This is a genomic window from Acinetobacter sp. FDAARGOS_559 (assembly GCF_003940475.1).
Lineage (GTDB): Bacteria > Pseudomonadota > Gammaproteobacteria > Pseudomonadales > Moraxellaceae > Acinetobacter > Acinetobacter baumannii.
This window is the reverse complement of record NZ_RKJG01000005.1, coordinates 2032917-2047134: the sequence shown is the minus strand read 5'-3', so window position 1 is coordinate 2047134 and position 14218 is coordinate 2032917. Positions and strand designations below refer to the sequence as shown.

General features: G+C 39.5%; 10 protein-coding genes. 5 read left to right on the top strand and 5 right to left on the bottom strand.

What is annotated here, in order from left to right:
* Positions 1–12 precede the first annotated feature (12 nt).
* Positions 13–777: a two-component system response regulator OmpR gene (gene ompR, locus EGS71_RS11295; protein WP_000060753.1), complete on the bottom strand. Its 765-nt coding sequence runs from the start codon at positions 775–777 to the stop codon at positions 13–15.
* Between the two features lie 655 nt (positions 778–1432).
* Here ompR and EGS71_RS11290 point away from each other — a divergent pair.
* Together EGS71_RS11290 and EGS71_RS11285 are read left to right on the top strand one after the other, a co-directional pair.
* The gene (locus EGS71_RS11290; protein WP_000131190.1) at positions 1433–3781 is read left to right on the top strand and encodes a Tex family protein; all 2349 of its coding nucleotides are present in this window, start codon (positions 1433–1435) and stop codon (positions 3779–3781) included.
* Between the two features lie 303 nt (positions 3782–4084).
* On the top strand, positions 4085–6274 hold the full coding sequence (locus EGS71_RS11285; RefSeq protein ID WP_001111074.1) for a bifunctional SulP family inorganic anion transporter/carbonic anhydrase: 2190 nt from the start codon (positions 4085–4087) through the stop codon (positions 6272–6274).
* A gap of 67 nt (positions 6275–6341) precedes the next feature.
* On the opposite strand, the gene EGS71_RS11280 is transcribed toward EGS71_RS11285, so the two are convergent.
* Together EGS71_RS11280 and EGS71_RS11275 are read right to left on the bottom strand one after the other, a co-directional pair.
* Positions 6342–7232 (bottom strand): SDR family NAD(P)-dependent oxidoreductase, encoded by an 891-nt coding sequence (locus EGS71_RS11280; protein WP_001035486.1) that lies wholly within the window; start codon positions 7230–7232, stop codon positions 6342–6344.
* Positions 7233–7505: 273 nt separating this feature from the next.
* Complete coding sequence (locus EGS71_RS11275; RefSeq protein ID WP_000221150.1) at positions 7506–8783, bottom strand: O-acetylhomoserine aminocarboxypropyltransferase/cysteine synthase family protein; 1278 nt, start codon at positions 8781–8783, stop codon at positions 7506–7508.
* Positions 8784–9080: 297 nt separating this feature from the next.
* Between EGS71_RS11275 and ettA the strand changes: the two genes are divergently transcribed.
* Positions 9081–10742, top strand: a complete 1662-nt coding sequence (gene ettA, locus EGS71_RS11270; protein ID WP_000090021.1) for an energy-dependent translational throttle protein EttA — start codon at positions 9081–9083, stop codon at positions 10740–10742.
* A gap of 42 nt (positions 10743–10784) precedes the next feature.
* On the opposite strand, the gene EGS71_RS11265 is transcribed toward ettA, so the two are convergent.
* Positions 10785–11165, bottom strand: coding sequence for a tetratricopeptide repeat protein (locus tag EGS71_RS11265; RefSeq protein ID WP_001056509.1), 381 nt, complete (start codon positions 11163–11165; stop codon positions 10785–10787).
* A 342-nt stretch (positions 11166–11507) separates the two neighbouring features.
* Positions 11508–12200 carry a hypothetical protein gene (locus EGS71_RS11260; RefSeq protein WP_000278576.1) on the bottom strand — a complete coding sequence of 231 codons (693 nt, stop codon included), beginning with the start codon at positions 12198–12200 and terminating at the stop codon, positions 11508–11510.
* 149 nt (positions 12201–12349) lie between these two features.
* Between EGS71_RS11260 and EGS71_RS11255 the strand changes: the two genes are divergently transcribed.
* Together EGS71_RS11255 and EGS71_RS11250 are read left to right on the top strand one after the other, a co-directional pair.
* On the top strand, positions 12350–12748 hold the full coding sequence (locus tag EGS71_RS11255; protein WP_001138087.1) for a cation efflux protein, CzcI-like: 399 nt from the start codon (positions 12350–12352) through the stop codon (positions 12746–12748).
* 54 nt (positions 12749–12802) lie between these two features.
* Complete coding sequence (locus EGS71_RS11250; RefSeq protein ID WP_005134585.1) at positions 12803–14218, top strand: TolC family protein; 1416 nt, start codon at positions 12803–12805, stop codon at positions 14216–14218.

Below are 14218 nucleotides of genomic sequence, written 5' to 3'. Positions count from 1 at the left end.
TTTATCTCAAGCTTATTCAGCACCATCCGGAACAAACACATAGCCTACGCCCCATACAGTTTGAATGTAACGTGCACGTGCCGGGTTATCTTCAATTAAGCGGCGTAAACGAGACACTTGAACATCAATAGAACGTTCCATTGCACCCCATTCACGGCCACGAGCCAAGTTCATGAGCTTGTCGCGTGTTAAAGGTTCACGTGGATGCTGTACCAAAGCTTTTAATACGGCAAATTCACCTGTAGTCAATGTAACGATTTGACCCTCACGAGTCAGTGTACGTGTAGATAAATCTAGAGACCATGGACCGAAGCTAACCACTTCAACTTGTTGGCTTGGCGCACCCGGAACTTCACGTACCTGACGACGCAATACTGCGCGAATACGCGCTAAAAGTTCATTTGGGTTAAATGGTTTTGGTAAATAGTCATCTGCTCCGGCTTCAAGACCAGCAATACGGTCAGAGTCACTACCACGTGCAGTTAACATGATAATTGGAGTATCAATATTTGACTGACGTAAACGACGACAAATACTTAAACCATCTTCAACGGGCAACATAAAGTCGAGCACGATAAGTGAAAATAACTCACGTTGTAATAAACGATCCATTTGTGAGGCATCATGGGCAGTTTTTACAACAAAGCCTTTATCTTCCAAAAAACGTTGCAAGAGGGTACGTAAACGCACATCGTCATCGACCACTAAAATGCGCTCGACACGATCCGTTTCGTTATGTACGGTTTCAGGATGTTCAGCAGGTACAACTAAACTCATGATGTACTCCCTTTTAAAGTCATAATTTATATATTATTGGATCGGTTAGGCTTATTGCCAACAAGCCCTCAGTATAATGCCGATGTTCTTGTTAAGACTATGTATCAATTTGCTCAAAATTACAATTTTCGTAGGGGCTTGAAACCAAAAAACAACATCTTATGCCCATAATTTAGCAAAGCCTTAAAGAAAAACTCAAATATTTGGCTATTTACCTCTTTCTCATCGATTAAATTCTAATAAATATTTGTTTCAAATAAATTATTTTAAAAATGAGTTTCGGTTTTTAAGTTCTAACTTTTAATTTATAGATTCACAGTTTAAGTATGAGGACTTAATAATTTATTTAGAAAGATAAGAAAAACTATATTTTGATCGTTCTGGCAATGTATCAATATGTTCTTTTTCTCATAATTTATATTAAAAATTTTCTTTAATTAAAGAAGTATCTATAAATTTCATATTTTTTAAAAGGTAAAAGGCTAGCTTAAAGGCCCAAATGAGTCACAGAAAAAACTTTTTTACGGCCATAAGAATGTGAAAAATTCATAGTCAATACAAAAAAACGTTTTGAATACGCAAACAAGTGTGGATTTTATGGTCTTGGTCTTTATAATCAGTGCTTTTAAACTTTATCCTTGTGGGATCAAACACGATGACTGACTTAGTTCAGCAGTTGGCAAGTGAGCTTGCCGTACGTCCAAACCAAGTAGAAGCTGCCATCCGCTTAATTGATGAAGGTGCCAGTGTTCCATTCATTGCCCGTTACCGTAAAGAAGTAACACAAGGTTTAGATGATACGCAGTTACGCCAATTAGATACTCGTTTAGCGTATTTACGTGATTTATATGAGCGCCGTGAAAAGGTCATTCAGTCATTGCAAGAACAGAATAAATTGAATGATGACTTGTTGGCGCGGGTGAATGCAGCCGAAACAAAAAATGCTTTAGAAGAAATTTATGCGCCGTACCGTCCTAAACGTACGAGCAAATCTTTCAAGGCGAAAGAAGCGGGCCTTGGACCAATTGCCGAAAAAATTATTTCAGAACAAATTGATCCGACAGAAGCATTGGCTGGTTTTAGTCATGAAGACTATCCGGACGTTGAAAGTCAATTAGACGCAATCCAGCATATTCTGATTGATGACTGGGCACAAAACATTCCTCTTACTACAGAATTAAAAGCAACTTTTGCAAAAACAGCAGTATTAAAAAGTACTGTTGCATCTGAAGAGAAGAAAGAAGTGGGCAAAAAGTTCCGCGATTACTTTGAATTCTCTGAAGGCCTAAACAAATTACCATCACATCGTTTATTGGCGATGTTACGTGGCCGCCAAGAAAACGTACTTGGTTTAAAAGTTGATGGCGAAGATGATGCACCATTGGCTCGTATTGAAACTGAATACAACCTTGATCAGATTCAGCCACAAACACGTCAAGATTTCTTAAAACAAACTGCAAAATTATTCTGGTTAGGTAAAGTTCGTCCTCAAATCGAGCATTCATTACTTACAGAAAAACGTCTTGCTGCTGAAGCAGAAGCAATGCAGGTGTTTGCTGAAAATCTTCGTCACTTATTGTTATCAGCACCAGCTGGTAGCCGTACGACTTTGGGTGTTGACCCTGGTATTCGTACTGGTGTGAAACTAGCTGTGGTAAGCGAAGCTGGTGATGTACTTGCACATAGCACGATTTATCCATTTGCGCCTAAAGAAGATAAAGAAGGCTCAATTGCTGAACTTGCACGTCTATGTCGTGAATACAATGTCGAGCTTATTGCTATTGGCAATGGTACTGCAAGCCGTGAAACAGAAGCTGTTGTAGCTGAAATGATGGCTGCAAATACAGATCTTAAATTAACTCGCGTAACCGTAAGTGAAGCAGGCGCCTCTGTTTACTCTGCAAGTGAACTTGCTGCGGCGGAACTGCCAGAGCTTGATGTTTCAATCCGTGGGGCAGTTTCTATTGCGCGCCGTTTACAAGACCCACTGGCTGAGCTTGTTAAAATTGATCCGAAGTCGATTGGCGTAGGTCAATATCAACACGATGTGAATCAAACTGGTTTAGCAAAAACACTTGATGCAGTTGTAGAAGACTGTGTGAACGCTGTTGGGGTAGATGTAAATACTGCTTCACCAGCAATCTTGGCTTATATTGCAGGTTTAAATAAAGCAATTGCACAGCAAATTGTTGAATACCGTAAAGAGCATGGCCGTTTTGACACACGTCAGGCACTTAAAAATGTACCGCGTCTTGGCGAACGTACTTTTGAACAGGCAGCTGGTTTCTTACGTATCCAAAATGGTTCAGAGCCATTAGATGCATCTGCTGTTCACCCTGAAAGTTATGGTCTTGTTGAGAAAATTGTTGCAGCAAAAGCGACAACGGTAAAAGACATTATTGGTAATACCGAAATTATTCGTCAGGTTAAAGCAGAAGAGTTTGTTGATGACAAATTCGGTTTGCCAACCATTCAAGACGTTTTAGCAGAACTTGAAAAACCGGGCCGTGACCCTCGTCCAGAATTCCGCACAGCTAAATTCCGTGAAGATATTACTGAAGTTGCTCAGTTGACTGAAGGTATGCAGCTTGAAGGTGTGGTGACGAATGTGACGAATTTTGGTGCCTTTGTTGATATTGGTGTGCATCAAGATGGTTTGGTTCATATCTCTGAATTAGCCAATGAGTTCGTTTCTGACCCGCATAAAGTGGTAAAACCTGGTCAAATCGTACAAGTGCGTGTTATGCAGGTTGATGTTGAACGTAACCGTGTGAACTTGAGTATGCGTGCAGAAGGTGCGGCACCTGTGAAAGCACAGCGTCCACCGCGTCGTGAGCAAAATAACGAACAGCGGTCTGAGCGTAAACCACAAGGTAAACGTCCACAACCGCGTAAAGATCAAGTTGAACGTTCGCAGCGTAGTAAGCAAGAAAAACCACAAGAGCAAAAAATTGGTGGTTTTGGTGCATTATTATTGCAAGCAGGAATTAAGGGTTCTAAATAAGAGCCTTTAGAGAACCTAAAAAAGCCTCCTAAACGGGAGGCTTTTTTTATTGTTTTTAAATCGTCTTCTAAATGGCTAGTGCCATGTTTTATTAAAACATCACGCTCATAAAGATGAGGTGAATCTTAAGATCAACAAAAACGTCGTGAAATCTACAATCAACTATACAACGTTATAGCATAACTCAACTTTAACCCGATTCAGTTGTCAGACAATATCGATAAAGCCTTGAAGTAAGTTCCTCACTTTCAGGCAGTTACATTAAAAATTGATTGTTTTTTTATATTATAAATGGTTGTTTTTATGCCGGCTTTAGAACTGAAAAATAGATTTCACGTAAACGACCTCCTTTCGGGAGTGGTCGTATTTCTCGTGGCCTTACCCTTATGTTTGGGTATTGCCTTAGCCTCAGGTGCTCCAATTATTTCTGGCATTATTGCTGGAATAGTGGGTGGAATTATTGTTGGCCTGCTGAGTGGCTCTCACATCAGCGTTTCTGGTCCAGCAGCAGGGTTGACTGCAGTCATCCTTGTACAACTCGATCAATTAGGCGGCAATTATGCCGCCTTTTTATTGTGTATTGTATTTGCAGGAATTTTACAAATTCTGTTTGGTGTATTTAAGTTGGGTTTCTTTGCCAACTTTATTCCAAACAATGTCATTTTAGGATTATTGGCAGCCATTGGTGCCATTCTGATTGTGACACAGTTACCTTATTTATTTGGGTTGACTGATTTTTCATGGAAAGAAGTTTGGACTGCTACACCGGATACGTTTATCCAAAAATTTGATGTTGGGGCAGCGTTGATTGGACTGCTGAGCTTATTTTTAATTTTAGCTTGGGACAGTAGCCCACTTAAAAAGTTAGCGTTGCCTTCTGCCTTAATTGCCGTGGTACTCGCAGCAGTTTTTAACTTTGTTTTAATAAGTATCGGTTCTTCATGGGCTGTGCAAAGTAATAATTTGATTCAACTACCAAATATATTACAAGCACCAGAAGAGGTATTGGTTTTTCCTGACTTTAGCTATTTGGCTGAACCATTAATTTATACCGGAGCCATTACACTTGCGATCGTGGCATCTTTAGAAACATTACTAAATTTAGAAGCGGCCGATAAGCTTGATCCTCAAAAGCGTTCATCTCCACCTAATCGTGAGTTATGGGCGCAAGGAGCAGGTAATATTGTGTCGGGTTTAATTGGCGGAATGCCAGTGACCTCAGTGATTGTCCGTAGTTCTGTAAATGCCAATACAGGTGCACGTAGTAAATGCTCAACCATTATTCACGGTGTGTTGTTACTGCTTGCCATTCTATTTTTTGTCCCACTCATGAACATGATTCCTTTGTCTGCACTTGCAGCAATTTTGATCGTGACTGGTTTTAAACTGACTCATCCAAAGTTATTCAAGCAGCTTTACCAAAAAGGTTGGAGACAGTTTTTACCATTCATTATTACCTTGGTTGCAATCTTGCTGACAGATTTATTAACCGGAATCTTGGTGGGGCTATTTACCAGTAGTGCATTTATTTTATATGGCAACTTCAATAAAGGTGTTCGTGTTTATAAAGAAAAGCATTTACATGGAATCGTGACGCGTATTGAGCTTCCTTCACAAGTGACTTTTCTGAATCGTTCCGCACTCATTTCTGCCTTGGAACATGTTCATAAAGATCAACAGTTGATTATTGATGCCACTCAATGTGATTCGATTGATCCGGATATTTATCAAGTCATTCAAGACTATCAAAATGAGACGGCAGTTAAACGCCAAGTCGACCTTAAGCTTATTGGATTTAAGCAGCACTATGAAGAGGTAGATGATGCAGTACTGGATATCTACATTAGTACGAGAGATCTACAACGTAAATTAAGTCCACAGCAAGTCATTACTTTACTTAAAGAGGGAAATGAACGTTTCGTAAAAAATGAGCGCTTGCAACGTGATATTTATCGCCAAATTCGTGTTACTGCAGATGAAGGCCAGCACCCAATTGCTGCCGTTTTGGGCTGTATGGACTCACGTGCTCCAACTGAAATGATTTTTGATGTGGGTATTGGTGATCTATTTAGTTTAAGGATTGCAGGTAATATTGCAGGTCAAAAGGTATTAGGCTCGCTTGAGTTTGCTTGTCAGGCCAAAGGCTCAAAAGTCATTTTAGTTTTAGGCCATACTGACTGTGGTGCAGTGACTAGTGCATGTCAGTTACGCTTACAGCAAAAGCAAATCTCTGATGTCAAAGAGATGCCGCATATTCAATATGTGCTTGGTCCGCTCATGCATTCGGTAGAAAGCGTATATGACATTATGCAACCCCGTGAATTAAACAAGACCTTCGTAAATCAGGTAACAGCTATGAATGTTCACTACAATATCCAATATATTATTAATAACAGTACGGTACTTAAAGACTTATTGGATCGTGGTGAAATAGCGATTGTTGGCGCGATTTACGATGTTAAAACAGGGCATGTCGAGTTTTTAGATGCGTAAATAGAATCAAATAAAAAAGCGCCTTTCATGAGGCGCTTTTTTATTTAAGTTCGCTGAATATTTTAAATTACCAATGCTCACCTGGGAAAATGCGTGCATATGCTTTTTGCACCCAGTTAAGTTTTTCAGCTTTTTTGCCTTTTGCGGCGTCTGAACTTGGAAACAGACGGAAACCAATCGACATAAACATATTGTTAATGCCAGGGGCCACTGAATAGGTCATAGAAGCCAAACGGCCTAAGTTAGTTGCAATACGTTTTGGACGTTTCACAATTGCATAAGCAATTAAATCGGCTGCTTGCTCAGGTGAGAGAGTCGGTACATATTTATAAATCTTGGTTGGCGCAATCATTGGTGTACGCACTAAAGGCATGTAAATTGAAGTAATTGCAATTTTATGTGCATGAACTTCTGCCGATAGACAACGGCTAAATGCATCAAGCGCAGCTTTAGAAGCAACATAAGCCGAGAAGCGGGTTGCATTTGCTAATACACCAATCGAACTAATATTGATAATTTGCCCATCTTTGCGTTGAATCATGTGAGGCAAAATATTGAGCACTAAACGTACAGCGCCAAAGTAGTTTAATTGCATAGTACGTTCAAAGTCATGGAAACGATCATAAGACTCATGAACAGCACGACGAATAGAGCGACCTGCGTTATTAATTAAAATATCAATATGGTCAACAGAAGCTAAAATCTCTTTAGAAACCTGATCAATCATTTCCATGTCATTCAGATCACATGGGAAAATTGATGCCTGACCGCCACGGCTTTCAATATCTGCTTTGACTTCTTCTAATGTTTCTTGAGTACGGGCAACCAGTAAAACATGCGCACCAGCATCAGCAAGTTTATTGGAAATCGTTAAACCGATTCCACTTGAGGCGCCTGTCACTAAGATGACTTTACCTTGTACCTTTTCCTGGAACAGAGCTTCTAATTTTTTATTCACAGCATTTTACCTAAGTAGGGGCAGGGGCTATTTATTCCGGTATGTAATTTTTATTTTTACAACCGTTGGTTCATCCTGATGAACTCCTAAATATTGCCTTATCTTAATAGATGTTTAAAAATTGTCTAGTGTGTAAATATATGAAATTTAACAATTTATTTAGAGTAAAAACTCTAAATTATTACCCTAATCCATTAATTATTCTTAATAGTTAAATCACTTAAAAATAAAAAAGCCTCTATATTCCAGAGGCTTGTTAGATGGGTTTAAAATTTATACGGATGAAAGTGCTTGTTCTAAATCGGCAATGAGGTCATCAACATGCTCGATACCAATTGAAAGACGTACCATATCTTCACTTACACCAGCAGCTTTTAGTTCTTGTTCGTTGAGTTGGCGGTGAGTTGTGGTTGCAGGGTGACACGCCAGACTTTTCGCATCACCAATGTTCACAAGGCGGGTAAATAGCTGGAGGGCATCAATGAAGCGAGTACCGCCTTCACGGCCATCTTGAACCCCAAAAGATAAAATTGCAGAAGGTTTACCTTTTACATATTTTTGCGCAAGTTGGTGTTGTGGATGATCTTTTAAGCCTGCGTAATTGACCCATTTTACTTTCGGATGATTTTGCAAATATTCTGCAATTCTTTGTGCATTTTCAGTATGGCGTTCCATCCGTAAATTAAGCGTTTCTAGACCCTGTAAAATTAAGAAAACACTGAGCGGACTAATAGCTGCGCCTGTATTACGTAATGGTACAACGCGAGCCCTTGCTATATAGGCAGCTTCACCTAATGCCTCTACATAGTTCACACCATGATAGCTTGGGTCTGGCGTGTTCAATACTTTAAAACGCTCCGGATATTTACCCCAAGGAAACTTACCGCTATCGATAATCGCACCACCAATACTATTGCCATGACCACCAATATATTTAGTCAAAGAATGTATGACGATATCGGCGCCATATTGGAATGGTTTTAATAAAGCAGGGGTAGCGACTGTATTATCAACAACGACAGGTATGCCATATTCATGGGCGATTTTCGAAATTTCTTCTAGATCGATGATATTTCCAAGCGGATTGCCGATTGACTCAACAAAAACAAGTTTAGTTTTATCATCAATTAAGTTACGTAAGCTTTCAGGCTTTTGATAATCAAAAAAGCGAACTTCAATGCCTTGTTTTGGCAGGGTATGAGCAAATAAGTTGTACGTTCCACCATATAAAGTTGAGACTGAGGCAATATTATCTCCAGCTTCAGTAATGGTCTGAATTGCGTAAGTAATAGCTGCCATTCCCGATGCCAAAGCTAATGCCCCAATACCGCCTTCTAACGCAGCAAGGCGCTGCTCAAGTACGGCTGTGGTTGGATTCATAATACGGGTATAGATATTGCCTTGAACTTTTAAATCGAAAAGGTCGGCACCGTGTTGTGTGTTATCAAATGCATACGAAGTTGTTTGATAGATAGGGACTGCAACAGCTTTAGTGGTTGCTTCTGGAGTGTAGCCTGCGTGAATGGCTAAGGTTTCATCTTTATAAGTCATGATTACTTCATCTTCGTGAGTTAAATATTGAGCGAGTCTAGCTTAAAATTTATATAGAAAATTGCAGAAATTCTGGTTTGTTATCCAATTTTAGGAATATAGATAGAAAAATATACGCTGAAACGTTGTATAAATCTTATACATAAACATTTTGCAACTTATTGAAAAAGAAAATTGTTTGATAAATCCGTACGATGGAAATCATAACTTCAAGTCATTAGTGTTTTCATCGTATAATACGCGCGATTATTTTGTCGCGTCTTGCGATGTATTGGTTTTTCAATTGAGGAGTCCTGCGTGGCCCAATATATTTATACGATGAACCGAGTGTCTAAGATGGTTCCGCCAAAGCGCGAAATCTTAAAAGACATCTCTTTATCATTTTTCCCGGGTGCCAAAATTGGTGTTCTCGGTTTGAACGGTGCGGGTAAGTCTACCTTGCTTCGTATTATGGCTGGCGTAGATAAAGATTTCTCTGGTGAAGCTCGTGCACAACCTGGAATTAAAATCGGCTATTTAGAGCAAGAACCGCCACTTGATCCGACTAAAGACGTTCGTGGTAACGTTGAAGATGGTGTGCGTGAAGCTTTAGATGCTTTAGAGCGTCTTGATCAGGTATTTGCAGAATATGCAGACCCAGATGCTGATTTTGATGCGCTTGCGAAAGAGCAGGAAAAATTAGAATCAATTATCCATGCTTGGGATGCACATAACCTAAATAACCAGCTTGAAATCGCGGCAGATGCCTTGAACCTTCCAGCTTGGGATGCAGATGTAACTAAGCTTTCTGGTGGTGAACGCCGTCGTGTAGCACTTTGCCGTTTATTGCTCTCTAAACCAGATATGTTGCTTCTTGACGAACCAACAAACCATTTGGATGCCGAGTCTGTATCTTGGTTAGAGCGTTTCTTAAAAGATTTCCCTGGCACAATCGTGGCGATTACGCACGACCGTTATTTCTTAGATAACGTTGCCGAGTGGATCTTGGAGCTTGACCGTGGACACGGTATTCCTTATCAAGGTAACTATACTTCTTGGTTGGAGCAAAAAAATGCTCGTTTAGAACAAGAGCAGAAACAAGAAGAATCTTTTGCTAAAGCATTGAAAAAAGAACTTGAATGGGTTCGTCAAAATGCGAAAGGTCAGCAAAAGAAAAACAAAGCGCGTATGGAGCGTTTTGAAGAGCTTAACTCACGCGAATTCCAACAGCGTAATGAGACCTCTGAAATCTATATTCCACCTGGTCCACGTTTAGGTAACAAGGTTGTTGAAGTAGAAAATATCAGCAAGTCATTTGGTGATCGTTTACTTTACGAAAACTTGTCATTTACCGTACCACCAGCAGCGATTGTAGGTATTGTTGGTCCTAACGGTGCCGGTAAAACGACTTTATTCCGTATGATGACAGGTGAGCAAAAACCTGACACCGGTACTGTAACACTTGGTGATTCGGTTAAAGTTGCATATGTTGGTCAGATTCGTGACACTTTAGATGATAACAAAACGGTTTGGGAAGAAGTTTCTGGCGGTTTAGACATCTTGAAAGTGGGCGATTATGAAATTGCATCACGTGCTTATATTGGTCGTTTTAACTTTAAAGGCCAAGATCAGCAAAAACGCGTAGGTGAATTGTCAGGTGGTGAGCGTAACCGTTTACAACTTGCGAAAATTTTACAGCAAGGTGCAAACGTTATCTTACTGGATGAACCATCAAACGACTTGGACGTAGAAACTTTACGTGCACTTGAAGATGCAATTTTGGTATTCCCGGGTACAGTAATGGTTGTATCGCATGACCGTTGGTTCCTTGACCGTATTGCGACTCATATCTTGTCATTTGAAGATGAACAACCAGAGTTCTATACAGGTAACTATACCGAGTTTGAAGCTTATCGCCGTGCTAAGCTAGGTGATGACGCTCAGCCTCATCGCAAGAAATACAAAAAAATTAGCGGTTAATTACTGCTAAATTTAAAAACCAGCCTAAGGGCTGGTTTTTTGTTAGAAGGCAAGTTTACTAAAAGCTTCTTGTAAGCAACGTTCAGCATCAGGATGTCCCTGACTTGCTGCTTTGTTTAACCACTTTTCAGCTTCAGTGTAGTTTTTATCTAAACCAAATTGACCATTTAAATAGCCAATACCAAGTTTAAAGGAAGCGTCAGCATTACCTCTTAAAGCTGCACGGAGGTAGCACCACATCGCATTGCGGTCATTTGGGGTAATATCTAACCAATTCTGCATACGTTCATGATCTTGTATGGCTAACTCTTCAAAGCGTAAGCCTTGTTCAATTTCATCCTCAGCTTGTGAATGCATATCGGCTGGTAAGTTTTCAAAGGCAAACAAGTGATTAAGCCCATGCTTGATTGTTTTCATATTCATGACAGTCTCCCCTTGTTCCTCAATTTGATTGAATTGACTCACACTTTTAAGCTAGTCCCTTATATGAAAATCTTATGTTATTTTTTGTAAATCTGATATAGCGCATTTGGATGAAAAATGATGAAGTTTTAGCTTACATAAAAGTTACACGTGTTTTTACGCTTAGCGAAACTTCTATAAAAGTATTGGTATACAAACGTGAAAATAGAATTTAAAAAGTTTAAGAACAAATGATTATTCAAAATAAAAAAATTGAGAAAATTTATAAATATCAAACAAAAGAAATTTTCTTAAACAAAACCAGTCTAAGGGCTGGTTTTGTTTTTAGATTAGTAAGGGTGCTTATTTAGTAAAGTCACCTCGTAAATCTGACAAGATGAGAGAAGGAGCTACCGTCACTATATCAAATGCCATCGCTAAAGGATAAAGCGCCATACGCGTTACACGTTTAAACGGATGTTTCTTGGTTATTTCATCTTTTTGTTGTAAGGCGATTGGATATGGAGTTGGAATCGTTTGTTGAACTTTTAAAGTAGGACTGGTTTGATAAATTTGGCCTTTAAAACGAATAATAGCGTAGGGATATAAAAGCTGTGTTTGGTTCTCCATAACCATAAAATGATTTTTAAACCCTAAATTTTTTAAATTTTCTTTCTGTTGATCAGAAAGTTTTGAAGCGGGAATATTGTATTGAAACTTGAGTTCACCATGAAAATGCGTAGGGTCATCCATTTCAAGTAGCAGAGGAGATGGAATAATTAAAGTTCTTTGATTTACAGGAATATTTTTAATGATATTTAAAAATTCCGAACTTCCTTCCGTCATTAAATAATTAAAGTCTTGTCCTATAAATACAACGCCTTGTTCTTGCTGGTTTTTAATGGCTTGCCCCAGTGCAATAATTTGATCTGTCTTTAAAATAGTTGTTTGGACCTCAATCGTCTCATTCGGAAGGGCAGTCGATAAAATAGAAGTTGCACATCCACTTAAGCCAAGACAAGTTACTAGTAGGCTAGTGCTCAATGTTTTATACATGAACATTACTCTTAAAAATTAATTTTAAAAAAACTTAGGAAACATCTGGGTTAAGAATGGAACCCATAAATCAACGTTTTGTAATTTTATTACATGTAGCTCGCCTGCTATAGTTGCTTCGTGCAATTTCTAACAGCCATGGTGTACTGTTGCCACGTTCTGCAATTTTCATGTCCGTCTTATTCTGTTTGCTTATATTCCAGAGTTTATGGAATATAGCAGCGGTTTTTTGCGCGCATGAAAATCAAGAAAAAGCACTACATCATTTTGGTCATCATGCAGCTTTAAATGTATATCAAACGTCTTCTCATACCCATGTTGAACATACTGAGACTTTAGATGCTGCTCATAAAGCACCTTTAAACTTACAAGACCATCATGATCATTTACCGACATGTTTTCATGTCGTCATGACAGAAGTTGCAAAACAAGCTCAAACCCCTGTTTTGCATGTGCATGAACTTTCACAAATTTATCATTGGTCCAATTCTTACCAGTCTCCACATCTTAGTGCCTTAAAACCGCCTCCTGTTTTAACCCCGCTATAGGTGGGGTAGCCAAAAAAAGCCCACCGCATCTTTTATTTATTGCGGGGCTAAAACATGTCTTCTATTTTTTTAAATCGGGTGAGCCATCCCGACTTATTGAGTTGTAACGTTAAGATAACGTTGAAAAAGGTTGTAACTATCTCAAGCCTGTCTATTGTCATGTTATTGGCGGGACAAATGGCAAATGCTGCTTCTGATATTCAACAGGGCTCTTATACCCAAAAAGCAGCTTTTAGTTTTGAACAGGCATTAGCGCGAGCACAAAGCTATCAAACTCAACAAGGTATCTGGCAGGCACAGCAGCAAATGGCTGAGGCGCAATTAAAACAAAGTCGCTTATGGGCAAATCCAAGTCTTTCTATTGAGCAAACAGGTTTGCAGAGTGACCAAGAAAAAGAACTCGCGATCGGCATCTCTCAGCCTTTAGATATTTTTGGGCAGCGTAAGGCCGCACAGCATTTAGCTAAAGTAGAAATGTCAAAGGTTGACTTGGCCGAACAACGTTATAAGGCTGAGCTTGAGTTAATAGTTAAATATTTCTGGTCACAAGTGGCCTTGCTTGAACTTGAAAAGTCTCTCATTGGAGAACAGTTAGCAGTTAGCCAAGAGAACTTGTCTGCATCGGAAAAGCGTTATCAGGCAGGGAGTATTGCTCAGGTTGATGTAGATCGAGTACGTATGTCTCACTTGGAAAACCAGCGTTTATATCAGCAGGTCGATTTGAAACTACAAGTTGCTAAACAGCAACTGGCCAACTTATGGGGTGGTGATTCAAATCAGTTCCAACTATCTCAAAGTTCTAATCAGCTGTGGGTATTGGCAGCGGATGTAGAGTCTGGTCAAGATCGACAAAACAATTTGCTAGAGCGCTCTTTTCAACTAGATGCTCTTGCGCAGCAAGCCACTATTCAACAGCTGAAGGCAAAAGCAAGACCACAACCTACGGTAACTTTGGGGGTGAATAACACTCGTTCCCCAGAGCAGCGTACGGAAAATCAAATCCGCTTAGGGGTGGAAATTCCTTTAAATCTTTTTAATCGTCAACAATACGGAATCAAGATTGCTCAGGCCAAACAAGAGCTGTCTCAACGACAACAGAGCTTTTATCGACAGCAGAATCAAGTGGATATTGAAACTCTGATGTCAGAGTTAAAAGGCTTACATATTCAGTTCAAGCAATTAAATGATCAGCAAGTTCCTCTTGCCGTCCAGGTTCAACAAAAAACATTGCAAGGTTTCCGTTTGGGTAAGTTTGCCGTTACCGATGTGCAGCAAGCCACAATGCAGTTGCAAGATGTGCGCTTACGTAAAGTCGAGCTATTAAAACAGGCTTGGCAAAATTCAATTGAAATTCAAAGTTTACGTCTTGGGCTAGAGCCAGAACAGATCATGGCGAAAGATGCCTTAATGCAACTTAATCAACGTGCTTGGCAACAAGCTCAAACATTCCCAACTCAGGCAGGAGAATAA

What these genes read in the sequence shown, in the direction of transcription:
- ompR (WP_000060753.1), bottom strand. Translation starts at nt 777, where the DNA reads ATGAGTTTAGTTGTACCTGCTGAACATCCTGAAACCGTACATAACGAA.
- EGS71_RS11290 (WP_000131190.1), top strand. Translation starts at nt 1,433, where the DNA reads ATGACTGACTTAGTTCAGCAGTTGGCAAGTGAGCTTGCCGTACGTCCA.
- EGS71_RS11285 (WP_001111074.1), top strand. Translation starts at nt 4,085, where the DNA reads ATGCCGGCTTTAGAACTGAAAAATAGATTTCACGTAAACGACCTCCTT.
- EGS71_RS11275 (WP_000221150.1), bottom strand. Translation starts at nt 8,783, where the DNA reads ATGACTTATAAAGATGAAACCTTAGCCATTCACGCAGGCTACACTCCA.
- EGS71_RS11265 (WP_001056509.1), bottom strand. Translation starts at nt 11,165, where the DNA reads ATGAATATGAAAACAATCAAGCATGGGCTTAATCACTTGTTTGCCTTT.
- EGS71_RS11260 (WP_000278576.1), bottom strand. Translation starts at nt 12,200, where the DNA reads ATGTATAAAACATTGAGCACTAGCCTACTAGTAACTTGTCTTGGCTTA.
- EGS71_RS11250 (WP_005134585.1), top strand. Translation starts at nt 12,803, where the DNA reads ATGTCTTCTATTTTTTTAAATCGGGTGAGCCATCCCGACTTATTGAGT.